General features: G+C 64.4%; 29 protein-coding genes. 16 read left to right on the forward strand and 13 right to left on the reverse strand.

Annotation, left to right across the window (positions count from 1 at the left end; genetic code table 11):
- Positions 1–434: 434 nt before the first annotated feature.
- A complete protein-coding gene (locus tag ACW5CM_RS07365; protein WP_457124652.1) occupies positions 435–743 on the reverse strand; it encodes a helix-turn-helix domain-containing protein in 309 nt (102 codons plus the stop codon).
- 41 nt (positions 744–784) lie between these two features.
- On the opposite strand from ACW5CM_RS07365, the gene ACW5CM_RS07370 reads away from it, so the two are divergent.
- Positions 785–1,951 (forward strand): DNA cytosine methyltransferase, encoded by a 1,167-nt coding sequence (locus tag ACW5CM_RS07370; protein ID WP_457124653.1) that lies wholly within the window; start codon positions 785–787, stop codon positions 1,949–1,951.
- A 633-nt stretch (positions 1,952–2,584) separates the two neighbouring features.
- On the opposite strand, the gene ACW5CM_RS07375 is transcribed toward ACW5CM_RS07370, so the two are convergent.
- From ACW5CM_RS07375 to ACW5CM_RS07395, 5 genes are all read right to left on the reverse strand, one after another.
- A complete protein-coding gene (locus ACW5CM_RS07375; protein WP_457124654.1) occupies positions 2,585–3,097 on the reverse strand; it encodes a hypothetical protein in 513 nt (170 codons plus the stop codon).
- Positions 3,098–3,161: 64 nt separating this feature from the next.
- A complete protein-coding gene (locus ACW5CM_RS07380) occupies positions 3,162–3,848 on the reverse strand; it encodes a hypothetical protein (RefSeq protein ID WP_457124655.1) in 687 nt (228 codons plus the stop codon).
- 38 nt (positions 3,849–3,886) lie between these two features.
- Complete coding sequence (locus ACW5CM_RS07385) at positions 3,887–4,141, reverse strand: hypothetical protein (RefSeq protein ID WP_457124656.1); 255 nt, start codon at positions 4,139–4,141, stop codon at positions 3,887–3,889.
- 275 nt (positions 4,142–4,416) lie between these two features.
- On the reverse strand, positions 4,417–5,712 hold the full coding sequence (locus ACW5CM_RS07390) for a site-specific integrase (RefSeq protein WP_457124657.1): 1,296 nt from the start codon (positions 5,710–5,712) through the stop codon (positions 4,417–4,419).
- Positions 5,713–5,766: 54 nt separating this feature from the next.
- Positions 5,767–6,348, reverse strand: coding sequence for a helix-turn-helix domain-containing protein (locus ACW5CM_RS07395; RefSeq protein ID WP_457124658.1), 582 nt, complete (start codon positions 6,346–6,348; stop codon positions 5,767–5,769).
- Positions 6,349–6,568: 220 nt separating this feature from the next.
- On the opposite strand from ACW5CM_RS07395, the gene ACW5CM_RS07400 reads away from it, so the two are divergent.
- The 9 genes from ACW5CM_RS07400 to ACW5CM_RS07440 all read left to right on the forward strand — a co-directional run bounded on the left by ACW5CM_RS07400 (position 6,569) and on the right by ACW5CM_RS07440 (position 12,235).
- Complete coding sequence (locus ACW5CM_RS07400) at positions 6,569–6,781, forward strand: helix-turn-helix domain-containing protein (protein ID WP_457124659.1); 213 nt, start codon at positions 6,569–6,571, stop codon at positions 6,779–6,781.
- Between the two features lie 109 nt (positions 6,782–6,890).
- Positions 6,891–7,136, forward strand: coding sequence for a hypothetical protein (locus ACW5CM_RS07405; protein ID WP_457124660.1), 246 nt, complete (start codon positions 6,891–6,893; stop codon positions 7,134–7,136).
- The gene (locus ACW5CM_RS07410) at positions 7,133–8,260 is read left to right on the forward strand and encodes an AAA family ATPase (RefSeq protein ID WP_457124661.1); all 1,128 of its coding nucleotides are present in this window, start codon (positions 7,133–7,135) and stop codon (positions 8,258–8,260) included. The genes ACW5CM_RS07405 and ACW5CM_RS07410 overlap by 4 nt, the downstream gene beginning before the upstream one ends.
- A gap of 55 nt (positions 8,261–8,315) precedes the next feature.
- Entirely contained in the window at positions 8,316–8,837 is a 522-nt protein-coding gene (locus tag ACW5CM_RS07415; RefSeq protein WP_457124662.1) for a hypothetical protein, read from the forward strand.
- Positions 8,838–8,905: 68 nt separating this feature from the next.
- The gene (locus ACW5CM_RS07420; RefSeq protein ID WP_457124663.1) at positions 8,906–9,325 is read left to right on the forward strand and encodes a hypothetical protein; all 420 of its coding nucleotides are present in this window, start codon (positions 8,906–8,908) and stop codon (positions 9,323–9,325) included.
- A gap of 7 nt (positions 9,326–9,332) precedes the next feature.
- A complete protein-coding gene (locus tag ACW5CM_RS07425; RefSeq protein WP_457124664.1) occupies positions 9,333–10,067 on the forward strand; it encodes a terminase large subunit domain-containing protein in 735 nt (244 codons plus the stop codon).
- Positions 10,064–10,744, forward strand: coding sequence for a hypothetical protein (locus tag ACW5CM_RS07430; RefSeq protein ID WP_457124665.1), 681 nt, complete (start codon positions 10,064–10,066; stop codon positions 10,742–10,744). The genes ACW5CM_RS07425 and ACW5CM_RS07430 overlap by 4 nt, the downstream gene beginning before the upstream one ends.
- On the forward strand, positions 10,737–11,156 hold the full coding sequence (locus ACW5CM_RS07435; protein ID WP_457124666.1) for a hypothetical protein: 420 nt from the start codon (positions 10,737–10,739) through the stop codon (positions 11,154–11,156). Before ACW5CM_RS07430 ends, ACW5CM_RS07435 begins: the two co-directional genes overlap by 8 nt.
- Before the next feature lie 233 nt (positions 11,157–11,389).
- Positions 11,390–12,235, forward strand: a complete 846-nt coding sequence (locus ACW5CM_RS07440) for a phage major capsid protein (RefSeq protein ID WP_457124667.1) — start codon at positions 11,390–11,392, stop codon at positions 12,233–12,235.
- 26 nt (positions 12,236–12,261) lie between these two features.
- Here ACW5CM_RS07440 and ACW5CM_RS07445 read toward each other — a convergent pair whose 3' ends face one another.
- The 3 genes from ACW5CM_RS07445 to ACW5CM_RS07455 all read right to left on the reverse strand — a co-directional run bounded on the left by ACW5CM_RS07445 (position 12,262) and on the right by ACW5CM_RS07455 (position 14,236).
- Positions 12,262–12,711, reverse strand: a complete 450-nt coding sequence (locus ACW5CM_RS07445; protein WP_457124668.1) for a hypothetical protein — start codon at positions 12,709–12,711, stop codon at positions 12,262–12,264.
- Positions 12,708–13,184: a hypothetical protein gene (locus ACW5CM_RS07450; protein WP_457124669.1), complete on the reverse strand. Its 477-nt coding sequence runs from the start codon at positions 13,182–13,184 to the stop codon at positions 12,708–12,710. The genes ACW5CM_RS07445 and ACW5CM_RS07450 overlap by 4 nt, the downstream gene beginning before the upstream one ends.
- Before the next feature lie 335 nt (positions 13,185–13,519).
- Complete coding sequence (locus tag ACW5CM_RS07455) at positions 13,520–14,236, reverse strand: DUF4386 domain-containing protein (RefSeq protein WP_457124670.1); 717 nt, start codon at positions 14,234–14,236, stop codon at positions 13,520–13,522.
- Positions 14,237–14,311: 75 nt separating this feature from the next.
- Here ACW5CM_RS07455 and ACW5CM_RS07460 point away from each other — a divergent pair, with 75 nt between their 5' ends.
- On the forward strand, positions 14,312–14,992 hold the full coding sequence (locus tag ACW5CM_RS07460) for a TetR/AcrR family transcriptional regulator (protein ID WP_439254552.1): 681 nt from the start codon (positions 14,312–14,314) through the stop codon (positions 14,990–14,992).
- Positions 14,993–15,132: 140 nt separating this feature from the next.
- Positions 15,133–16,287, forward strand: coding sequence for an N-acetyltransferase DgcN family protein (locus tag ACW5CM_RS07465; RefSeq protein WP_457124671.1), 1,155 nt, complete (start codon positions 15,133–15,135; stop codon positions 16,285–16,287).
- 16 nt (positions 16,288–16,303) lie between these two features.
- Here ACW5CM_RS07465 and ACW5CM_RS07470 read toward each other — a convergent pair whose 3' ends face one another.
- The 3 genes from ACW5CM_RS07470 to zapE all read right to left on the reverse strand — a co-directional run bounded on the left by ACW5CM_RS07470 (position 16,304) and on the right by zapE (position 19,319).
- The gene (locus tag ACW5CM_RS07470; RefSeq protein WP_438254465.1) at positions 16,304–16,879 is read right to left on the reverse strand and encodes a type II toxin-antitoxin system PemK/MazF family toxin; all 576 of its coding nucleotides are present in this window, start codon (positions 16,877–16,879) and stop codon (positions 16,304–16,306) included.
- 30 nt (positions 16,880–16,909) lie between these two features.
- The gene (locus ACW5CM_RS07475) at positions 16,910–18,151 is read right to left on the reverse strand and encodes an ammonium transporter (protein ID WP_438254463.1); all 1,242 of its coding nucleotides are present in this window, start codon (positions 18,149–18,151) and stop codon (positions 16,910–16,912) included.
- A gap of 115 nt (positions 18,152–18,266) precedes the next feature.
- A complete protein-coding gene (zapE, locus tag ACW5CM_RS07480) occupies positions 18,267–19,319 on the reverse strand; it encodes a cell division protein ZapE (protein ID WP_438254461.1) in 1,053 nt (350 codons plus the stop codon).
- A gap of 131 nt (positions 19,320–19,450) precedes the next feature.
- Between zapE and ACW5CM_RS07485 the strand changes: the two genes are divergently transcribed.
- The gene (locus ACW5CM_RS07485) at positions 19,451–20,347 is read left to right on the forward strand and encodes a sulfurtransferase (protein ID WP_438254459.1); all 897 of its coding nucleotides are present in this window, start codon (positions 19,451–19,453) and stop codon (positions 20,345–20,347) included.
- 19 nt (positions 20,348–20,366) lie between these two features.
- On the forward strand, positions 20,367–20,798 hold the full coding sequence (locus ACW5CM_RS07490; RefSeq protein WP_438254457.1) for a SufE family protein: 432 nt from the start codon (positions 20,367–20,369) through the stop codon (positions 20,796–20,798).
- On the opposite strand, the gene ACW5CM_RS07495 is transcribed toward ACW5CM_RS07490, so the two are convergent.
- Entirely contained in the window at positions 20,782–21,936 is a 1,155-nt protein-coding gene (locus ACW5CM_RS07495; protein ID WP_438254456.1) for an alpha/beta hydrolase family protein, read from the reverse strand. The two genes, ACW5CM_RS07490 and ACW5CM_RS07495, sit on opposite strands and share 17 nt — an antisense overlap.
- 25 nt (positions 21,937–21,961) lie before the next feature.
- Between ACW5CM_RS07495 and ACW5CM_RS07500 the strand changes: the two genes are divergently transcribed.
- On the forward strand, positions 21,962–22,543 hold the full coding sequence (locus ACW5CM_RS07500) for a DUF3000 domain-containing protein (protein ID WP_438254455.1): 582 nt from the start codon (positions 21,962–21,964) through the stop codon (positions 22,541–22,543).
- On the forward strand, positions 22,536–23,729 hold the full coding sequence (locus ACW5CM_RS07505; RefSeq protein WP_438254454.1) for a ribonuclease D: 1,194 nt from the start codon (positions 22,536–22,538) through the stop codon (positions 23,727–23,729). The genes ACW5CM_RS07500 and ACW5CM_RS07505 overlap by 8 nt, the downstream gene beginning before the upstream one ends.
- Positions 23,730–23,784 lie beyond the last annotated feature (55 nt).

Below are 23,784 nucleotides of genomic sequence, written 5' to 3' on the forward strand. Positions count from 1 at the left end.
GAACTGCGAGGCTCGCGTCGGTCGCGGCGATAAGCCGGGAGACTTGAGAGCACGAGAATCGTTCCTCGGTCAACAGATGAGCGATCAAAGTCATTCGTGAGAGCAAGCGCTGAGCGGCAGCGTGTGTAAGACCAGCCTCGTCCTTAGTTCCTGCCCGTAGCCGTTTGTAAGTGTTCTTGTACTTTGTCGCGGTCATGCCGGCGATGGATGCAGGCACCTGTGTCAGCGCCGCCCCAATCGCGCGGAGCAGGAGCGGTGAGAGAGTGCCGGTCCTAGCCCACTCTTCGCTGTCCCTTGCGAGGACGATCACCAAGTCTGCATCGGAGTACGATTTCGTCCCAGGGAGCGCTCGAACTGCCACAGCCGCATCGGTATCAGTATCAAGGTCGAGAGGAAGTTGCCACGATCTAACGACGTGGGTGAGGTCGAAGGCGTCACTCACCGCTCTGCTCCGTCCAGAACCCCGGCGGTCGGCCCCCATGTGCTTCCCACAAAGCGTGGAGCCGACTGGCGCTCTCTTGTGCACTAAGTCCGAGTGCTTCCAGCCAGGCAAACGTCTCGCCAACAGTCAGTCGTCGCTGGCCAGATTCAACTCGCGATACGGCGGCTTGGTCGATCCCGAGTTCTGCTGCAAGGGTGCCTTGCGAAGTATGTTGCGCGACACGAAGTTCGCCCAGGGTGGCAGCGAGGGCGCGATGAAAGTCGCTCTCTCCTGCAAATGATGGCGACACGCCCTTGAACATACTTCGTCGGCGATGTCTGTACCTCGCGATAGGGTGGCGCTATGTCGGAACCGCATAACTCCTACCCAAATGACGGCGGAGCCAATGGGCTGAACTTCGTCTCTCTCTATTCCGGCGCGGGAGGTCTCGATCTGGGTTTCGCACGCGCGGGCTTCACACCTGTCTTTGCGAATGATATCGACCCATTCGCGGTGCAGACACACAACAAACTGAGCGAGGTACGCGACCCTGAATGGCGGGAGGCCGCTCGCAGATTCGAAGGGCATGTCGCTGTGTGCGGAGACGTGCGGGTGGCCGCAGCGAATCTTCAGGAGGGCATGGCCGACATTGTGATCGGCGGTCCGCCCTGCCAAGGCTTCTCGGTCGCGGGTCGCATGGACCCTAATGACCCGCGATCTCGTCACGTCTTCGACTTCCTCGGACTGGTTGCGAAGGTCAAGCCACGTGCCTTCGTTATGGAGAATGTCGCTTCGCTCGCCCGCAACCGTCGCTGGGCTGACATCATTGCCACGCTGAAAGACATGGCCACGCTGGACTACAAGGTGGAACTTGTGGTACTAAACGCGTCGCACTGGGGCGTGCCCCAAGCGCGAGAGCGCATGTTCTTGGTCGGGGTCCCCCATGATGGTCCCGACTTCGCACTACCTGCGCCTCCGACACTCGACGCGCCGATAACAGTGCGGGACGCCCTCGCGTCCCTGCCGCGAGCGGGCGAGCCGGGGAACGACTCGATTTGCACCGCGCGCATCACTCTTGCGAAGTCGCCTGTTCTTCGCCGGTCGCCGTACGCGGGCATGCTGTTCAACGGTCAAGGACGTCCAATGGGCCTTGATCGACCTGCCCCCACGCTTCCCGCCTCCATGGGCGGGAACCGCACACCGATCGTCGATGAGGCAGATCTCTACGATCAGCAGGAACCTTGGATTGTCGACTACCACAGGCATCTCTTCGTCGAGGGAAAGTCTCCTCTTCCCGACCTACCTTCGGAAGCACGCATGCGACGGATTACCGTTGAGGAAGCGGCGACAATTCAGTCGTTTCCTCGGGACGTGCCGTGGCAGGGGGCGCAGTCTGCGCGATACCGACAGATCGGCAACGCAGTTCCGCCTCTTCTGGCGTACCACGTGGCATCGGCAGTGGCGCGAACGCTCAACGAGGATCCCGAGCGGGGTATCGAGATGGAGCGTGAATCGGCGCTCGTCGGCTGAGCGCCTGAAGCGAGCGCTATGCTGCATCGCATGGCACACGATTCGCTAGAAGATGAGTTCGTCGCCACAGATCCGGACTGTCCAATCTGTGGGACTCGGTGCACCCCAGTCGAGCGGGGCTGGTTGTGTCGAACCTGCGATCTGCCCGTTCTCGGCTGACGGACGGGGTCGGAATCGCAATTGACCGCGCAGGTGCACTTCTGGTGCACGATCGGCGGAGAAACCGCAGATCAGACAGGTACGCGCTTCACCCGTTGTGAAGCGCGCCACGTGGTCGTGCCGTTGTCACTCGTCGTTGCACTCGCCGCCGCCAATTAGCGTCACCACGCGCCGGGAGCGTGCAGCCCGCAGAGCACGCTTGGCTGACGCCTACGAGTCGCGGGGCGTAGGCACACCCCGTCAAGCCGCCGAGATATTCAAAACTCGGTAGCCGATTCCCCTGCGTCGTCCGCGCTGCTGCGCGTTGGCGCGTGATCGGCCCGACGTGCTGACGCGCGCGCCCTGGCGACGCGTGGGCGAGTGACAGCACGCAGAACGAGCAGATGCAGCGTCTGGCGCTATGAGGCGCTGAGATCGACCCTCAGCAACGGGCGACGGCAACCGAGCGAACGTGCGCGCCGCGATGCGTAGAGATCAGTCGAGCGACACGGGTGCGCTCTGCTGCTCACCATTCGGACGCGTCCAGTGCAGCACTGCGTCGATCTGCCGCGACGACTGCAACCCACGCCACCAATCCAGCCGGAACGACTGCCCTGGCCGCATCGCGCTCGACTCTGGAATATTCATGTCCAGCCGATCGCCCTTGTGATCGCGATCGAACGTGAGCGCGACGCCGGTCACCGGCTCGTCGCCACCGAGAACGAACTTCCATGCGCGTCTGTTCGACGCAGCCTGCGGAACGATCGTCCACGGGCACCGATAGCGCTCGCGCTCTGCACGATCATGCTCGGCGGCTGCGCGCTCGCGAACGTTCTGCTCTTCGATTGCTGATGCGATGCGCTCAGATGCTGCGACCGCGCGAGCCTCATGATCCTGAGCCTCGCTCGCCGACGATCGGGCGTCGAGACGCGATCGCCGAGCCTCCCACGCTTGCCAGCCAGCGATCAGCGCTGCGACGATGGCTATGCCGGTTGCGATCCACTCCATACGCGAGACGCTACCGGCAGCAACCGACATTGTTACCGTCACACGAACGAAGTTCGCGTCTCGGCTACTCGGCGTTCTGCTTGCTCTCGTCCTGCGACCAGCGACGGCTCAGGCGCAGCGTGTCCTCAACGATCGGTAGCCAGCCGTTCGCCTGCCCGAGCAGTATCTGATCGCGTACGAGCGTCACAAGTCGCAGCAGGTTCGCCATTTGCATGAGCACGGCATGCTCGACGCTCTCGACGTTCTTGACATTGTTGAGGCGGGCACGCCGCCCCTCGTCTTCGTGCAGCACCACACCGTAGACGTAGTCCATGCAAACCTGATCCGAGCCGAGAAGTTTGCCGGGGCCGACGCCGTTGTCCTTTTCGAGACGTCCCGAGTGCATGAGCGCACCGACGAGATTGCCATCGACGATCAGGGCGTTGACGTGGTCGACGAGTTGCTGAAGATGGGTGCGCTTGTTCTTCGGCGCCAGGTTATAGATCGCCCGCGCGATGTTCGGGAGATAGCAGTCCTCGCTCGTGACGAAGAACACGCGGCAGCGAGTGATGCATGCCCAGAGATCAGCCTCTGAGACACGGGGAATTGTGAGGGACATCGTCTGCTCGCCCGTCGCACGATTGAGCGTCGTTGTCACCGTCATCTGTAGAGCATCTTCGCCCATCTGTGCGACGGCGTCGTTCGCGAGGATCGGCTCGGCCCGGCCGAGGAACTTGCCGAGTCGTCGGCGATCAATTTCAGGTGTGCTCACGTTCTCATGATGCCCTGCCGCACCGACACTGATAGAGATCAGTCGGTCAGGTGCACGGCGCACATCTCCCCCACGCGGTCGAGGTAGTAGAGATGCGGCCACTCATCGACGGTGCCCGTCTCGCGATCGACGACGATCCAGCAGCCACCGATGATGACCAGTCCGCGAGCCTCGTCGTCAGCGACGCGCTGCGGCGTCACGAGACACGCGCGGTCATCTTGCCACCCGTCGCGGGCGAACGACTCACCGTAGTGCTCGGCTGCGATCTGCCGCGCTTCGTCGAATGTGAGCATGCATCATCCTCTCTCCTGATCTCAGGATGCACCGACCGTCTACAGGCCAGCAACGGTAGGTCATGCAACGCCGCCCCGTTGTGCAATCTGTTGTGCACACTGCTCGGTATTGAAGATCACGGGACGTCATGGCGTGGCATGCGCGAGTGCTGGGACATCAACTAGCCAGAACGCCCCAGCACTCGACGTTACGCAGCATCATGCAGCGCTCGTCATTCACACGGAAGAGGTCATCGGTTCGAGTCCGGTATCGCCCACCAGATTTAGCCCCGGAATCACGCGGAAGCCGCGAGTGAACGGGGCTTTTTCGTGCGCTCAGGACGGCGCTGTGTGGACAGAATCGCTGGTTGTGTGGACAGCGTGTCCGGCACGATGCGCTCGGCACGTGCCGCCGCCTCAGTCTGGGCGCCCAACGAAACGTGCGCGTAGATGGCGGTGACGTGGGCCTGTGCGTGGCCCAATCGGGTAGCGATCAGGAAGCCGTCAGCCCCCGTCTCGCGAAGGTGAGTCGCGTGCAGGTGACGGAACCCGTGGAGGCGCATCGGGGCGAGTCCGGCACGCTTCGCAATCGCGCCCAGAGCCTTGGATGGATACTCCGGCATGATCGGTGACCCGTCCGTGGTGGTGAACACCCGGCCGGACTCCTCCCACACTTCACCCGCGGCAACCCGTGCCGCGTTCTGTGTGAGACGCTGACCACGGAGCGCACGGAGCGCACGCGGTCCTAGGCCGACCTCCCGTCCCTGCCCGGCCCGGCTCTTCGCGGTGCCCTCGGAGACGTTCGCCCCATAGTCTCCCCCGCGGCGCGCGACCTGGACCCGATTGGTGTTCACGCGGAGCACCTTCCCAGCCATGTCCACGTCCGACCAGCGGAGCCCCGCGAGTTCGCCGCGCCTCAGGCCGGTGTACAGCGCGAGTTCGTAGAAGCGGAGCATGCTCGACTCCGCCGCCGCGGTAAGGAACGCTGACACCTGCTCGGGGGTCCACAGCGTCTTATCCTTCGCCTGGACGGTCGGCAACTCGACCAACCGGGCAGGGTTCGCGATGATCGTTTCCGCGCGCTCAGCGGCGGACAGGGCCGACTTCAGAACGGTGATCATCTTGGCGACCGACTGAGCCCCGCGAGACTTCGCCATGTCGTCCACGAAGCCCTGCACGTCGGCGCGGCGGAGTTCGGTGAGTGGGATGGATGCGACTCGGTGGCCCAGGATCACGCCCACATACAACTCGTAGACCGCGAGAGTGCTGGGCTTCAACGTGCGGCCCATCGTCTCCCGCCGCTTCAGCCACGTCGGCAAGTAGGTCGTCAGCGTCTCCCGCGTTGGGGTGAGCCGCTGGCCGTCGAGTGATGCGCGCAGGTAGGGCTTGGCCCACTCCTCCGCGGCACCCTTCGACGCGAAGCCACCCTTCCGGATGCGCTGGCGCTCCTGGTTGTGCGTGGCGGGCTGGTTCACGAACACCGCCCAGGTGCCGTGCCGCGGATTGCTCAACTTCGGGCACTTCGCCCCCAGTTGCTTGCCGTCTTCGCGGCATCCACAGCGGCGCTGATAGTGCGCCGTCGTTCCTTTCATGGGGTTCTTCCCTTTCTCCCCCGGCAACTGGCCGGGTGGTCGATGGGCTCCCGGTCAGATCGTGCTGACCTCGGGAGCGTTGCCGCGCTTGTGGCGGAGAATGTCCCGCCGCGCCGTCGCGGTCAGGCTGTGAATGTCGAAGGCGTCGTGCTTCAGCCGCTTTACCGCGGCCCTCTGCTGGTGGACCTCATCCACGATCTTCAGTACCGTCTCCAGGAGCCGATCCAGCCCGTGCTCCAGGTCGGCGGCGTGATCACGCCACTGCATCGTCGCCACGCCGACCTCGCGCAGGTACTCCTCTGGCACATCCGGGTGCAAGGACACGTCCTGAATCTCCCGCCGCGCGACCTCCTCGCCGCTCTCCAGACGGATCGTCTCCACGTCCACGGGGATAAGCCAAAGCCGCGACATGGGCTGACGGAGGGCGCGGGCGAACAGCAGAACCTCCTCCGCGCTGAACGCACGCGCACCGCGCTCCGCTTCGCTGACGCGGCTCACCGGCCATGTCTTACCGGGTCGCTGGTCGATTTGCTCCAGACGCTCGCCCAGGTGAGCCTGCGTCCACTCCTTGCTCTCCCGGAGCGTTCGGACGTTGCTCCCGATGACCTCGCGCACGGTGCGACCGGTCGGTGTCATGTTGTAACTCCAAATCGTGAATCAGTGTCGTTGGCGTCCAATTTAGCACGATGGTTCACGATTCATGTGCTAGCGTCCTTCTCGACAGCGCATCCGCCTGGAGGGTATGGGCGCTGAACGGGGGCGATCACCCGGCCAGGAGCCGACCGCCCAGCACCGTCCCGCGGTGGAGCCGCGCACGGGCCGCAATCGTTCATCTGCGAGCCGCCTGGAGCCCTCCATGCTTTCGACACCCTCTGTCCGTCTCGACCTGCCCGACCCACTCCCGGTGACTCTCACCGTCGAAGAGGCCGCACACGTCCTCCGTATCGGGCGCAACAGCGCCTATGAGGCCATCGCCCGCGGCGACCTCCCATCCGTCCGCATCGGCGGGCGCGTCCTCATCCCTTCCGCGCGTCTCCTCGCGCTCTTCGGAGTGGAGGTCAGCGAATGACCGCCCCCACCGTCGAGACACCGGAGCCCGGCCCGTTCGCGCTCTGCCTCGCACTCATCGACCGTATGGACGCGCACCTGCGCGAGTTCGCCGGACAGGAGGCCCACGAATGAGGGTCCTCGGATGCATCGCCATCAACCTGTCACGGTCACGCACGGCCTATGACACCGCCCGTTCCATCCGGCACGCGCTCAACGGCTTCACACCCGGCGACACCATCAGGATCAGCGTGGCCCGCAACAGCGTCCCCGCCGACCTGTCGGAACTCATCCCCTCGGAGGCAACCGTGCAGATCACCGGCCCCGACGCCCACACGGTCGCCGCATGGCGCGCCGCCCTCGGAGGCAACGCATGAGCCGGGAACTACTCGTGACCCCGCTGGCGACAATCCGCCCGGAACCCGTCACCTGGGCTGTGCAGGATCAGATTCCCACGCACACCATCACGATCCTCGCCGGAGCGGCTGGGATCGCGAAGTCCACGATTCTCGCTCACTACATCGCACGGTGGACTCACGGCCGCGCGGTCGGTGACTTCATCGGCCCGTCGCCCGTCGCGATCATCAACGGAGAGGACGACCTCGCCCGCGTCCTCGTGCCGCGCCTCATCGCGGCCGGTGCCGACCTCCGCCACGTCCATGCCATCGACGGCGTGCGTGTCACCGAAGAGGACGGCGAAACGTGGGTGTCCAGCGCGACTCTCGCGGACGACCTCCCACGCATCCGGCAGACCATCCAGGAACTCGGCGTGCGCGTCCTCATCGTGGACCCCATCATCAGCCTCATGTCCGGCGATTCCCACCGACTGGAGGACGTGCGCCGGAACCTCGACCCCCTCGCGTCGATGGCCGCGGACCTCGGCATCGCCATCGTCTGCGTGGCGCACTTCAACAAGGGCGGAGGCCGCGCCGGAGAGAAGGTGTCCGGGTCCCATGCGTTCCGAGACATCGCCCGCTCCCTCCTGGTCCTCGCCGTCGATGAAGAGACAGACGACCGCATCCTGACCGTAGAGAAAAGCAACTACAGCGCCCGGAAACCGTCCCTCGCATTCCGGGTCGAATCCGCCGCCGTTCCCCTCCCAGACGGCTCGACAGCCGCAGTCGGCAAGGCACAACTCCTCGGAGAAACGTCCCTCACGGGCCAGGACCTCCTCAACCGCGACACCACCACCCTCGGAGACGTGTCCTCGCAGATCATCGCCGCCGTCGCCCACGCGGGCGAACCCGTCAACGCGCGCGAAGTCGCCACCGACATAGGCGAGCCCGAAGAGAAGGTGTCCCGCTACCTCCGCCGCCTCACCGACTCCGGCCGCATTCAACGCGCCGAACGCGGCCGGTTCGCACCCCTCGGATGGCAACCGGACACCACACACGCCGCGTCCGAAGTGTCCGAACTGTCCGGATTCCACACCCTCGCGCGAGAGCAAAATGTGTCCTCTCTCTCCGATACCGACCACCAACCGGACACACCGGACAGATAGGACGCACCGTGCGACTGTCCGAAACACCGTCCGAAGCAACAGGAAGGAGAGCACCGTGAGCGATCACGCATGGCTCGACCACATCATCGACACCGGGAAACTCCCCACCCACTACGGCCAGCGCAACAACCTCCGGCGCGAAATCCAGGCCAATGCCGCACAGATCGAAGCCATCGCTTCGTCGTCTTCGTTCCGCGCCGCTCCTCCAGAGCCCGCGCCGGAGGCTGGTGCTGGCGTTGAGGCTCTGTCCACACGTCGTCCACACACCGCGGAATCTCGCGGCTCTGATGCCCAGGATTTCCCCACGGAGGAAGAGGGCACGGGCGCGCATGGCCCGCGGCGTATCGCGCCATCAGATGCTGTGCTGGCCGCCCGCCGTGAAGCGATGCGGGCCGACCGGGCACGTCAGAACGTGGGACGGCACGCTTGGCCCGTCATCCGCATCCTGGAGCGTCACCTGCCCGTCGTCGGCGCGGCCGTCCGCGACTACACCCGAGCCGCGAACGATGAGGCCCGCGCATACCGGCAGTATGCCCGCGCGCTGGCCGCTGACCTGGCCGCCCTGGAGCGTGAGTGATGGCTGGCGCGTGCCGGGTGTGCGATCACACCGAACGGCCGGACGTGGATGCGGCTATCGTCTCGGGTTTGTCGGACCCGAAGGTGGGCAAGCAGTTCGGCATCTCGAAGGACTCTGTGCGCCGTCATCGGATCAGCCACCTGTCCCCCGCTCTTCAGGCCCTCGCGCTGGAGCGTGAGAAGGAGGGAGCCCGGACGGCGCTGGACCGGATGGAAGCCCTCTATGAGAAGGCATCGGCGGTGCTGGAGGCGGCGAACGCCGATGGGAAGCCGTCCCTGTCGCTGGCGGCGATCCGTGAACTGCGGGGCATCGTGGAACTCCTGGCGAAGTTGAACGGGGAACTGGACGACCGGCCGACCGTGCAGGTGCTGAACGTCACGGCATCCCCGGAGTGGGACGCGCTCCGCGGTGTCGTGCTCACCGCGCTCCGCCCCTTCCCGGAGGCGGGGCGGGCTGTGGCGTTGGCTCTGGAGGTGGGCCATGAATGAGTTGGGGTTGGACCTCGCGGCCGCGCTGGATGCGTCGGTGTTCGCCCGGCGGATGGGCTTTGAGGCTGAAGCGTGGCAGAGGCGGCTCCTGCAATCGACGGCGAGCCGGACGCTGGTGCTGTGTGCCCGGCAGGTGGGCAAGACGCAGACGACGAGCATGAAGGCCCTGCATGTGGCGATCTTCGAGCCGAGTTCGCTGGTGCTGATCATCTCGCCGTCTCAGCGTCAGTCGGACGAGATGCTGTTGCGGGTGAAGGCCCTGTATCGGGGGCTGGGGCGGGCGAAGCCGTCGCGGGATTCGGGGTCGGAGTTGGTCCTGGAGAACGGGTCGCGGATCGTGTCTCTGCCTGGCACGGAGGGCACGTCGCGTGGCTTCTCGGGGGCACGGTTGATCGTGCTGGATGAGGCGTCCCGTGTGGAGGATGACATTTTTGCGTCGGTCCTGCCGATGGTGGCGAGTGATGGGGCGATCTGGGCTCTGTCTACGCCGTGGGGTCGCCGGGGCTGGTTCCACGCTCTGCATCGGGATGCGGTGAACGGCTGGGAGCGGCACAAGGTGACGGTTTATGAGTCGGCGCAGTACACGCCGGAGCGGATTGCGGAGGTTCGGGCGGCTTTGGGGTCGTTCACGTTCGCGTCTGATTACGAATGCGAGTTCGGGGACACGGATTCGCAACTGTTCGGCACTGAATTGGTGCGCGCGGCGTTCTCGCCGCTGGTGAAGCGATTGGAGTTGCCGTGAGTTCGTACACGGTCGGTTTGGACCTCGGGCAGGGGCAGGACTTCTCTGCCCTGGTCGTTGTGGAGCGGGTGCTGGTGTTGCCGCCGCTGGTGTCTGTGGGCGCGTTCTGGCGTGCCCCGCAACTGGTGGGCCCGGCGGTCCGGGAGGAGCGGCATGTGCGGCATCTGCGGCGCTGGGAACTGGGGACCCCGTATCCGGTGATCGTGAACGATGTGGCGACGATGATGCGTGCGGAGGCGATGCGGGATGCCCTCCTGTTCATCGACCGGACGGGGGTGGGCCGGGCGGTGTTCGACATGTTCACGGAGGCCTGGCAGGCGGAGGAGTTCGGCGCGTCGTATCCGCTGGGTGTGACGATCACGGCCGGGTCGAAGCGGAACGGCATGCATGTCCCGAAGTCGGATCTTCTCGCGGCAATTCAGGTGCCGCTTCAGCAGGGCGCTCTGCGGGTCGCTGATGGGCTCTCTCTCGGGCCGGTGCTGGAGCGCGAACTGGTGTCGTTCCGGCAGAAGATCAGCGAGTCCGGCCGGGATTCGTTCGACGTTCAGCGTCGTGCCGGGGAGGGTCACGGCGACCTGGTGACGGCGCTTTCTCTGGCGCTGTTCCAGGACAACACAATCTCTCGGCCTGAAGTGGTCGAGAACACCGATGCTCTGAAGGGAGCAAGCAATGACTGACGATATGAAGGACGATGACCTGGCGGCGCTCCCCTCGGAGCGGCTGGCGGAGATGCTCAGGGACAAGCGGAAGGCGGAGGCGGCTGTGCGGTCGCGCCTCCGCGAGGTCGAGACGGAGCGGGACACGGCGGCGGCGCGCGTGACGACGTGGCAGGGTGAGCGGTTCGCGGCTCTGGCGAAGGATGGCCGGGTGGTGCAATCGGCGGTGAAGGACGTGGCGACCCTGGTGCCGCTGGAGTCTGTGCTGGACGACGCGGGCCTGGTGGACCCGGAGAAGGTGACGGCGGCGCTGGACGGGCTGAGGCAGGAACGCCCGCACCTGTTCCAGCAGGTGGGTGCGTCCGGGGCGGATTCGTTCGGCGGCGCGAACGGTGTTCCTCAGCCGGTGTCGTGGTCAGACGTACTCCGATAGGGCTGGGCGATGCTGTGCGCCGATCTGAGCGGGTTTCATGGCCCGGCGGGGTGATTGGTCGTCCTGCCGGGCTGCGCGCTTAGATTCGATTCTGACGCGCCGGAAAGGCCATCAATGTCGCACATGCGTCTGAACGGTCGTACACTGGTGGCGTGCCCTTGCGGCACGTTCTGACGCCCCTTGCGGGCAGATGAGAACTCATCGTTTCTCTCTGCTCTGGAAGGGGCTTTCTCGTGACTCTGTTCACCACCACTGACGACGTGAAGGGCATCAGCCCGGACGCCATCTCGACCCTCATCACGCTCCCCGTGGAACGTCAGTCGGTCGCCGCTCAGGTCGCCACCGTCATCCCGACGAACGCGACCCGCACGCACATTCCGCTGGTCACCGCAGACCCCTCGGCCGCGTGGGTCGCGGAGGGTGCGGAAATCACCGCGTCGGACCCGGCGCTGGACGACGTGATCGTGACCCCGGCGAAGATCGCGGGCCTGACGATCATCACGAACGAACTTGCCGCCGACACCAGCCCGGCCGCCGCGGGCATCGTCGGGGATGGCCTCTCGCGGGATATCGCCCGCAAGATCGACGCGGCGTTCTTCGGCTCGAAGGGCGGGAGCACGGTCCAGCCCGCGGGCCTGGAGGACCTGGTGGGGTTCTCCGCCGTGGACGCCGGGGCCGCGTGGGCGAACCTCGACCCGTTCGCGGAGGCCCTGGCGAACGCGGAGGGTCTGGGCCTGGGCGTGGATTCGTTCGTCGCCAACCCCGCCGACGCGCTGATCCTCGCGACTCTGAAGGAGTCCGCGTCCAGCCAGCGCCCGCTCCTGTCCGCGGACCCCACTCAGCCGTCCAAGCGCCTCCTTCAGGGCGTGCCGTTGTTCGTCTCCTCGGCCGTGGCGGAGGGCACCGTGTGGGGCATCCCGAAGGTGCGCGCGATCCTGGTTCGCCGGAACGACGTGGACCTGGCCGTGGACCGTTCCGCGTACTTCACCAGCGACCGCACAGCGATCCGCGCGACTATGCGTGTGTCGTTCGCGTTCCCGCACGCGGCCGCAATTCAGAAGGTCAGCCTGAGCGCCTGACGCTCGGCACTCAGTGGTCCCGGTGCTTACTCATCGTCCTCGTCATCCGCACGCGGACGAGCCGATACCTGGACCGCTGGGTCTCCGACTTTCACGATGGATTCGGACGGATCGATTTCCTTCTCCGCGAACGCACCATCCGTGCGAAGAGTTTCCACCTCCGTCTTCTCCGGCGTGTAGTTGAGCGAACCGAGAGCGGCGGCGGCCAGGTTGTACCCCTTTGACGGCGTCGTTATCGTTCGGAAGGTGCGGGCGACCGCGACTCGCGGATAGACCTGAATGACCTTGACCGTGGTCTTCGGCCATTCGATGGAATCGATGATCGTGTCGGGGTCGTCTGGGTCCGGGATCGAGATGCCGCCTGGGTACAAGATATTGAACTGCATCCCAATCCGAACGCCGTGCTCCTCACCAACGGTGAGAACCACTTCTCGTTCGTTCAGGATCGACGCCACTTTGCCCTCGACTCGACTCACGACGGTTCCTCCTCTTCTTGCTTCTGATCTTCCTCAGCCAACATGGCGATTGCGTCGGGGTGAAAGAGGCCCCAGTCTTGCGCGGAAGCGGTGATGCCTTCCTCTAAGAAGGACAACTCGACGCTGAGTTGCCCCACTGAGTTCTTCAACTTCACTCCGGATTCTCCAGCAAGGGCATTCTCGGCACGCACACGTGCCCTCTTTGCTTGCGAAGTGAGAAGTACAAGACGGCCGACTGCCGCTTTCACCAGGGACGGATCGGCACGCCCCGCCTTGTCGAACATGAACGCGCCGCCGAACTGAAGCCCTCCGGCAACGAGAACGAGAAGCACCTGGACTGCGACCGACCACTTCTCGCCGGGCGGGACGAACGCCAGCGCAACGGTCAACAGAAACGCACCCGCAACCAACCAGCCACCGATCGGCGGAACTGAACGCCGCTTCGGGTCAGGGGGTGGGGTGCCATTCGTCACCATCCCATAATGGCGGACCGTGTGGACGCGGTGTGGACAGACTCGCTGGGAGCGGACGGGAACGGCCGTCACGAAACAGGAGGAGTCCCCTCCCGACCCTTGATTATCCGGGCCGGAAGGGGCCTCACTGGGACTCGAAGGGATGGCTCTTCGCTCTTTCACACGGAAGAGGTCATCGGTTCGAGTCCGGTATCGCCCACCACATAAGAAACCTCGTCAGGGCCGAAACCCTGGCTACTGGCAAGCAATTGCCCGTGTGCGCGCGCACGATCCCCGCATGTCTTCGCGCACGCGGTCAGGGCTCGTCGCCCAGCGCCGCGGCATTGACCTGCGGGTCAAAGGCCGCCTCCTTGTTCGACGCGGGGACGGGGAGCATTGGGACCGTCTGTCACCCTCACCGGAGTCCGGAACCCCTTGAACACGAGCCACAAGCCAAGTCCGATCTCCCAGGCCGCGATCGGGAGTGCCGCAAGACCAGCGAAGAGCGAGACTTGGTCGAAAACTCCGAACACTGTTCCGAGAAAAGATGCGGTGAGTAGCCCAGCGCCAATAAACCCGATAACCGGCAGAAGGCGCGGCACGAGGCGCGACCGATAGAGCACACTGCCGAGCAGAAGGGCGTTGGCTGCAGGGATAAGACCCGGCCCCAGGAGGAACGACCAGTCGTGAACGGAGACGAGCGCGGCATCCACGATGCCCAGCGCGCTCGAATCTGGCGTAATTCGATGGATTGTGATGAGTGAAAGCATCCCGATTATGCCGATGAGGATGATCACGCCCTCGGTAATGCGCGCGGCGACGAAGCCCAGCGACGCCGCTTCACCGTACCGACGGATGAACGGGTAGAGCACGACCGCCGTGCCAATGCAGGCTACGACGAGCACGATCTCGAGCAGCACCGACCACAGCATCGCAATTTCACCGCCAACGGCGGCAAGGACGCCTGGATCGGTGAGCGTGGGTTCCTTCAGCGCGAGCGCAGGAATTGAGACGACGACCGTGAGCAGATACAGGGTGCCGGCAGTCAGGGCAACGCGCCGTGAGTTAGACATGGGTTCCTCTCGAATCGCGGCGAGTGTACGGCGTACACCTCGCTCGCGAATGAGCATAGGTGTACCCTGTACACCATGTCAATGCAGCGCGAAGCGGTTACCCGAGATCGCACGCTTCGCGAAGCGGTGACCCTCGCCGATGCTGAGGGCATCGATGCCGTGAGCATGCGCGGCCTCGCTGCCCGATTCGGCGTCGTACCGATGGCCCTGTACAAGCATGTCTCGAGCAAGGAAGACCTACTCAGCGGCATGATCGATGTGCTCATAGCCGAGTACGAAACGCCCACACCAGGCGGCGGCTGGAAGCAGGAGGTACGCCGCCGCATACTTTCCGCGCGCACAGTCTTGCTACGCCACCCGTGGGCCAGACGCGTCTTCGAGACCCGAACCAAGCGGACGCACGCGGTACTCGCCTACATGGACTCGCTCTCCGGCAGTTTCATACGCGGCGGCTTCTCACCCAACCTCACCCACCACGTCATGCACGCACTCGGCCACCGCATCTGGGGTTTCAGCCCCGAAGCCTTCGAAGACCCGAATGCGTTCCCCCTACCCGACGACCCGGAAGAGCGCGCGGCACTCGTGCAGCACGTTGGCCGCGCCTACCCGAACATCCTCGCGATTGCTCTCGCCACCTCAGGCGGCGATCTCGACGGCCCGGGGTGCGACGAAGACTTCGAGTTTGAGTTCGCCCTCGACTTACTCCTCGACGCCTTCGAGCGTCTCCACGAGACAGGTATCACGTTCCCCGGCTGACCTGCAGATTTCACTGCTACGGTGACAAGCGTCGGCATCTTGCCGACATCAGGGAAGACTTCTTGTCGACCAACGGGCCGCAGTCAGCCATTTCGTTCTCCGTCGCCTCCTCTGGATGAGCCCAAGGAGACCCGATTTTCGTGTACCCGTTTAGCCATTCCGTCGATACACAAGCAGATCGCACGTCAGGTGCCGTCCCAACACTTCCGGTCGGTTCGTCCGCGATCGTTTACTGCGAGGGTCAATTCGGCGAGCAGGACGGTAAGACGGCCAACGGTCTCGTCCGCCACTCCGAGAAGTACGAGATCCTCAGTGTGATCGATAGTCGCCATGCGGGAGCAGATTCCGGCGCCTACCTCGATGGCACAGCCAACGGAATCCCGATCCTGTCCAGCCTTCCGGAGGCCATGGCACACGCCGGTCACACTCCGGACTACCTGATCTGCGGAGTCGCACCCGCCAACGGGCTCCTCTCCCCCGCCCAGCGCGTGGTGCTCTTGGATGGCATCGCCCACGGCATGCACATCATCAACGGACTTCACGAGTTCCTCAACGACGATGCTGAGTTCGTCGCGGCTGCGCTCGTGTCCGGCGTCACCATCACTGACGTGCGCCGCCCGAAGGACAAGAAGGACCTGCACCTGTTCTCCGGGCGCATCTTCGACGTCACCTGCCCACGGATCGCCATCCTCGGCACCGATGGCGCCATCGGAAAACGCACGACAGCGACCCTGCTCGTCAAGGCACTTCAGGACCACGGCATCCGCGCGGTCATGGTCGGCACCGGTCAGACCACGATCATCCAGGGCGGCCGTTACGGTGTCGCACTCGACGCTCTCGTCCCGCAGTTCTGCTCCGGGGAGGTCGAGAACCAGGTCGTCCGCGCCTTCGAGGGCGAAGATCCCGACATCATCATCGTGGAGGGCCAGGGCGCCCTCAGCCACCCCGCCTACCTGACCTCAGCGCACATCCTGCGTGGTAGCCGCCCTGCAGGGGTGATCGTTCAGCATGCGCCGGGCCGGCAGGTGCTCGGCGACTTCCCGATGATGCCCATGCCCGATATCGCCAGCGAAGTCGCCCTCATCGAAGCGTTCGCTGACACCCGGGTGATCGGCGTAACCGTCAACCACGAGAATCTCACCGACGCCCAGATCACCGCGGCGATCGATGAGATCGAACTGGACCTCGCAGTGCCGGCAACCGACCCGCTGACTCGGCCGCTGAGTCTCCTGGTCGACATGGTGCTGCAAGCCTTCCCTGAGCTTTCCCGGGCGCTCCCCATTCAGCGCGTGTGAGGCACGTGGGGATCGCTCAACGGCCGTGGGCCCAGCCGTAACGCGCGATCAGCGCCGCCGCCACTCTGTCGTACCTTCTTCGATCGAGAACGGCGGCTTCACGCCGCATTCCGTCCTCGTGCACGCTGTACAGCTGCTCGATATCGACCCAGGACTCACGACCCTGCGAGTCCCAGCCTCCGCTTCCGATCGACAGATAGTCACGATCGCGCTCGTGCGCCTTGCTCGTCATCCGCACGGCGTAGACGCGATCAGGTGAGACTCGGCCGATCACGAGAACCGGACGGTCCTTTCCACGCCCGTCGTTTTCCTCATACGGCACCCAAGTCCAGATCACCTCGCCAGCGTCCGGTGCGCCGTCGCGCTTCGGAGAATAATCGACTCGCAGGTGCGGGGCGCTCTCCGGATCGATCCGGATCGTCTCCGTACCGTGTTCGCGCCCATACTCGGACCGCGACGACGGCGGCGTCGGGCTTGCGGTCGATCCACGGCTCTGTCCCGATCCTCGCTTCGAGGACCGGGACAGAACGGATGCCAGTGACTTGAGGGCCAGATCCGCAATCTGACCGAGAAAGCTGCGGGAAGAACTCACCCAGCCACCCTATCGATCACCCGTAGATCGTCACCTGGCGTCGACGAGCGCGTAGCCCTCCTCACCGTGCACGACCGAGTCGACCCCGGCGATCTCGTCTTCATTCGTGATTCGGAAACCGATCGTCTTCTGGATCACCGTTCCGATGATGAACGCCACGACGAAGGAGTAGATCAATACGCCCAGCGCCGCGATCACCTGCACAGCCAGCAGCCGGCCATCACCACCCACGAACAGTCCCTGCTCAGTGGCGAACAGCCCCAGGTACACGGTGCCGAGCAGGCCGCCGACCAGGTGGATGCCAACCACGTCCAAGGAGTCGTCGAACCCGAAGCGGAACTTCATTTCCACTGCCAGCGCACAGGCGATTCCCGACAGCGCTCCCAGCAGCAGCGACCACCCCGGAGTCAGATTCGCGCACGCCGGGGTGATGGCGACCAGACCCGCAACAGCGCCGGATGCCGCGCCCACAGACGTGGCCTTGCCGTCTTTGATCCGTTCGATGAGAATCCAACCAAGAATTGCCGCGGCAGTAGCCCCCATGGTGTTCAGGCCGATGAGGCCGACTCCACCCATGTCTTCAGCGGTCCACTCGGCGCCGGCGTTGAAACCGAACCAGCCGAACCACAGCAGTGCTGCCCCCAGCAGTGTGAGCGGCACGTTGTGGGGCTTGAGGATGCCCTTTTGAAAACCGATCCGTTTGCCGAGAACGAGCGCCAGAGCCAGAGCTGCCGCGCCGGCATTGATGTGCACGGCGGTTCCACCGGCGTAGTCGATGACCTCGATACCGCTGTCCGCGCCGAAGAGCGTTGCGCCGAGCTCCATCACCCAGCCGCCGCCCCATACCCACGCTGCGATGGGAAAGTATCCGACCGTGGCAAAGATGCCGGCGAAGATCAGCCAGCTTCCGAACTTCGCACGGTCGGCGATGGCGCCGGATATCAGTGCCACCGTGATGATCGCGAATGTGGCGCCGTAGGCAACGCTGAGCAGCGCGACGTTTGATCCTTCGCCTGCCGACAGCGACGCCAGACCGAAGTCGGCGAACGGGTTACCGGCGAACTGGCCCGGGCTGTCGACGGCACTCATCGAATAGCCGAACAGAATCCACAGGACTGCGACGAGCCCGATCGAGCCGAAGCTCATCATCATCATGCTGACGACGCTCTTCGCTTTGACGAGACCGCCATAGAAGAACGCGACCCCTGGGGTCATCAGCAGAACCAGTGCCGTGGCGGTTATCCCCCACGAGATATTGCCGGGAGCATCCATTGGGAAACCTCACATCCGAAGTAATTGAGACTTCAGTGTGACGAGACCCCGTTTCCGCAAGATACGTCGAGTGTTTCTCCGCGGTTACAGCTGAGATGCCCGTGTAACCATCGCGTTACACGGAGCTGACTTCACGCGCAGAATGCGTCAGCGCGTTGAGTCGAGAAATCGCACGGAGATACTTCTTGCGATATCCGCCGCCGAGCATCTCCTCGGAGAACACCTGATCCAGACTCAGGCCTGTGGCAACCACCGGAATCTGGGCGTCGTAGACCCGGTCGATGAACGCCACGAAACGCAACGCCTCAGACTGATCGGTCAGCACGCGCACATCGCGGATGCCGACAACGGAGAGGTCATCGATCAAGCGGATGTAGCGCGAGGGATGCACCTTGGCGAGGTGGCGGATGACGTCGTCAAAAAGATCATCGGATGCTACGCCTGCAGCCGCTTCGGCAGTGATCCGCTGCTCGTAGTCCTGCACCGTGAATGTCACAGCGTTCCCGTCCAGCGCGCGCTGACGGAAATCGACGCCGTCGATGCGGATCGTCTCGAAGCTGCTGGACATCGCATGAATCTCGCGGAGAAAGTCCTGTGCGGCGAAGCGTCCTTCTCCCAGCGCATTGGGCGGCGTGTTCGAGGTCGCCGCCAGCCGGGTGCCGGTGGGCACCAGTTCACCCAGCAGCCGGGTCATCACCATCGTGTCGCCGGGATCGTCGAGTTCGAACTCGTCGATGCAGATCAGGTCGGCGCCGCGCAGCAGGTCGACCGTGTTCTTGTAACCCAACGCACCGACCAGAGCGGTGTATTCGATGAACGAGCCGAAGTACTTTCTGCGTGCAGGAAGCGCATGGTAGATCGATGCCAGCAGATGGGTCTTGCCGACACCGAAGCCGCCGTCCAGGTACACGCCCGGTTTTAGTTGCGGTTCCTTCTTCGCGCGGCTGAAGAGCCCGCCGCGTTTGACCGGCGCACCACGCCCGGCAAATCGTTCCAGTAGAGCCTTGGCTTCGGCCTGAGACGGATATGCGGCATCCGATCGGTAGCTCTCGAAAGTCGCGTTGTCGAACTGCGGAGGCGGTACCAGGCTTGCCAGCATCTCCGGGCCGCTGACCTGTGGCTGGCGGTCGGTGAGGTGCACGGCGTGCGGAACGGAAGTGGCGGGCATGGGTTTCCTGTGTCGAAGTCTGACAGAACGCGTCCAGAGCAGACTAAAGCGATCTATCGTCGAAGGGGACGGCTCAACACTACGCCGTCATCACGTGAACCCTGCCCTGCATATCCATCGAGGAGCGCCCTGTGACCATCGAGTTCGATTCTTCATCCGCGAAGTTCGCCGAGTACTCCGAACCTGGCCGACTCGTCAGCACCGAGTGGCTGGCTGCGAATCTGGGTACCCCCGGCCTCGTCGTCGTGGAGTCCGACGAAGACGTGCTGCTGTATGAGACCGGTCATATCCCGGGCGCCGTGAAAGTTGACTGGCACACCGAGTTGAACGACCCTGTCGTGCGTGACTACGTCGACGGTGAAGGCTTTGCGCAGCTGCTCAGCCGCAAGGGGATCTCACGCGATGACACGATCGTGATCTACGGCGACAAGAACAACTGGTGGGCGGCGTACGCGCTCTGGGTCTTCTCGCTGTTCGGGCACGAAGATGTACGACTACTCGATGGGGGACGCGACAAGTGGATCGCCGAGGGCCGCGAACTCACCACGGACAAGACAGCGCGTCCCACGACCGACTACCCGGTCATCGAACGCGACGACTCGGCGCTGCGCGCTTACAAGGATGAGGTCGTCGCGTTCATCGGCAACGGCCCCCTCATCGACGTACGCTCGCCCGAGGAGTACAGCGGTGAGCGCACGACCATGCCCGCATACCCCGAGGAGGGCGCACTTCGCGCCGGCCACATCCCGACGGCGCAGAGCGTGCCCTGGGCTCGCGCTGTCGCCGAGGACGGCGGGTTCAAGACACGTGCCGAGCTCGACGCCATCTATCTCGATGGCGCAGGCCTCCAGGTCGGCGATGATGTGATCGCGTACTGCCGCATCGGAGAGCGCTCCAGCCACAGCTGGTTCGTGTTGAACCACCTGCTTGGCTTCACAAACGTGCGCAACTACGACGGCTCGTGGACAGAATGGGGCAGCGCCGTGCGCGTGCCGATCGTGACCGGAAGCGAGCCCGGGTCCCTCTGAACGTGGCAGAATCACAGGGATGACTGACACTCCGGCCCCTGACACTCTCGCCGAGATTCGCGGCGAATTCCTCGAGCTCGCAGAGTCCGAGCGCCTCGAGCTGCTGCTCGAGTTCGCGAACGAGCTTCCCGATGTCCCCGCAGCTCTGCGGGAGCATCCGGAGATGTACGAGCGCGTCGCCGAGTGCCAGTCCCCTGTGTTCATCAACGTCGAGATCGTCGACGACATCGTGACGATGCATGCGACCGCGCCGCCCGAGGCGCCGACGACTCGCGGATTCGCCAGCATCCTGGCTCAGGGCATCACCGGACTGACCGCCGACGCAGTCCTTGCGATCCCCAACGACTACCCGCAGACGATCGGTCTGACCAGGGCGGTGTCCCCCCTGCGCATCGGCGGAATGACCGGGATGCTGATGCGCGTGAAGCGGCAGGTCACTGAGAAGCGGTGAAGTGGTTCGCGCTCATCCACTCGGTGATCGCAGTCGTCCAGCTGATCTGATCGTAATTCCACAGCTTGGTGTGTCGTGCGACGGCGAACGGCGGCATTGTGACGATGTCCGGGCGGGCTTCAGCCAGAGCGCGTGATGCATCGATCGGGACGAAACCGTCGTCCTCGCTGTGCAGCACCAGAATCGGCACATTCAGTTCATCCGCTCGAGCGACCATATCGAGCCGATCGAAGGCGATCGGCTCGTCCGCACCGCTGAGGCGCGCGGTCACCGGCGAAGACAGGGCGTTCATCGCCAACGTCGGCAGCGGATCGCGATAGCCAGACTCGCGTGCTTGAAATCGCAGCACCGTGCGCCAGTCGACAACTGGTGACTCCAGCACAACACCGACAATCTGCTCACGGTGCGCAGATGACATGAGTGTCTGCAATGCGATCGCGCCGCCCATCGACCATCCCACCAGGATGATCCGCTGGGCGCCGTGACGCAGCGCATAACCGATCGCCGCATCCACATCACGCCATTCGGATGCTCCGAGCGAATAAGCGCCACCGCGACTGCGCGGCGCCTCACCATCATTTCGATACGAGACGACAAGATTCGGCAATCCCATCGAGTGAAACACCGGCACCGCGCGCAGGCACTCCGCCCGCGTCACACCGCGCCCGTGAATCTGGACGACCCAGGTGTCCGATTGGGCGGGGAACAGCCAGGCCGGGCAGGGCCCCGCGGGTGTCCCGATGAGCACCGACTCCCACGGCAGATGCAACTCTCCTGGCGTCGAGTAATACCAGCCGCTGAACGCGGCAGCACGATCGATGCGTGCGCCGGTATCGACCTGCGTCAGCAGTTTTCTGCGCACGCGTTTCGTGTCAGAGCTGAGCACGGCGCCGAGCTTCACATATCCGGTGGTCCCGGTCGTGAACAGACCGTACCGGCCCGGGAGCTCCGTGTCTGCGGTGCGGCTCAGTTCGATCGTCTGCGCGCCGGTATCAACGGCGAGGATCTCGACATCTGCGGCGCGAGCAGCCGGCGTCACGACCTTTCGAGCGATCGCGAACACGAAAAACAGCACTGCAGCACCGAGGGCGACAATCGCGGGTACCACCAGTGCAACGGCGTGCCTGAGACTCTTCATCGCTTCCTGACTCTAGCCTGTTGCCGTGACCGCACATCCCGATGACGGAGCGCAATTCGAACGTGCCGCAGCTGAGCTGCGCGACACGGTGTTCCGCGATGACATCGTGGTGCGGGAGATTCCTTCCCCGCAGGGGCTTGCGCCATACTCAATCGCGCTCGCTGCAGACGTACGCCCCGATGACACCGGCGACTCGCTCTACGGCACCGGACGCTTCATCCTGTTGTACGACCCCGACGAGCCGAATGCCTGGGATGGTGCCTGGCGTGTGATCACGTTCGCACAGGCTCCGCTCGAACCCGAGATCGGCACTGACCCGCTGCTGGCCGATGTCACGTGGTCGTGGCTGGTCGATGCCCTGGAATCGCACAGCGCTGATTACCATTCCGCGTCCGGAACGTCGACGAAGACCCTGTCGAAGGGGTTCGGCGGTCTGGCTGCGGAAGGCGACGGAGCGCAGATCGAACTACGCTCGTCTTGGACGCCGGAGGAACCATTCCGGCCGCACGTAGAGGCATGGGCCGAACTGGTCGGCATGCTCGCCGGGCTTCCTCCCGGTTCTGAGAACATCGCCGTGTTCGGCGCACGAAAGGCAGGTCGTGACTGAGTACTCCGTCATCGACGATCCGATCGAATTCGAGGCGGCATGCGCGCTGCTCTCCGACGGCACCGGCCCCGTTGCCGTCGATGTCGAGCGAGCCTCCGGATTCCGCTATTCGCAACGCGCCTATCTCGTTCAGGTGTTTCGGCGCGATGCCGGCGTGTTCCTGTTCGACCCGCCAGCAGTCGGTGACTTCAGCGCACTGCAGCAGGCGATCGGCGACATCGAATGGGTCTTCCACGCCGCCAGCCAAGATCTCCCCTCGTTGCGCGAGCTCGCCTTGGAACCGGCGACCATCTTCGACACCGAGTTGGCTGCTCGCCTGCTCGGACACGATCATGTCGGCCTCGCCGCCGTTGTCGAGGACACCCTCGGAATCACGCTGAAGAAGGAGCATTCCGCCGCAGACTGGTCGACGAGACCGCTGCCGGACAGCTGGCTCGACTACGCAGCTCTCGATGTTCTTCATCTGGTCGATGTCCGCGACGCGATCGCAGCCGAACTCGACGAGCAGCAGAAGACCGAGTTCGCCCGCCAAGAGTTCGCGGCAACCCTCGCGCAGCCGCCTCGTCCGCCACGAGAAGACCCATGGCGCCGTCTGAGCGGCCTGCACCAGGTCAAGGGTGCACGCGGCCTTGCCATCGCCCGCTCCCTGTGGGAGTCGCGCGAGGAGTACGCCCAACAACAGGACACCGCCCCGGGCCGCCTCGTACCGGATCGTTCCTTGGTCGCGGCTGTCCTGGCGAACCCGCAGAGCAAACAGGCGCTCGCGAGTGTGCAGAACTTCACCGGACGGGCCAGCCGCTCACAGCTGGACCGGTGGTGGCAGGCGATCGTGCGCGGGCGTGAGACCGAACTGCTTCCGCGGTTGCGAGTGAGTACCGATGCGCTTCCGCCGGCGCGGGCGTGGGTTGATCGCAACCCCGAAGCCGATAGCCGGCTGAAGCACGCGCGGCCCGCTGTAGAGGCACTCGCCGAGGAACTCGCGATGCCCACCGAGAATCTTCTCAAGCCCGACACGCTGCGGCGTCTAGCCTGGACACCGCCAGAGCCGACCGCAGAAGCCGTCGCTGATTCGCTGGCGAAGCTCGGTGCCCGGCCCTGGCAGATTGATCAGACTGCACAGAAGATTGCGGATGCCTTTGTAGAAGCTACGCAATTGCCGGAACCGGCCGTCGCCCCTGAGTCGTAGGTTCAACCCAACCGATTCCCGCGGGCCCCTGCTGGCTCCTAGGCTGAGATGAAAC

Source organism: Microbacterium wangyouchuni, assembly GCF_054072595.1.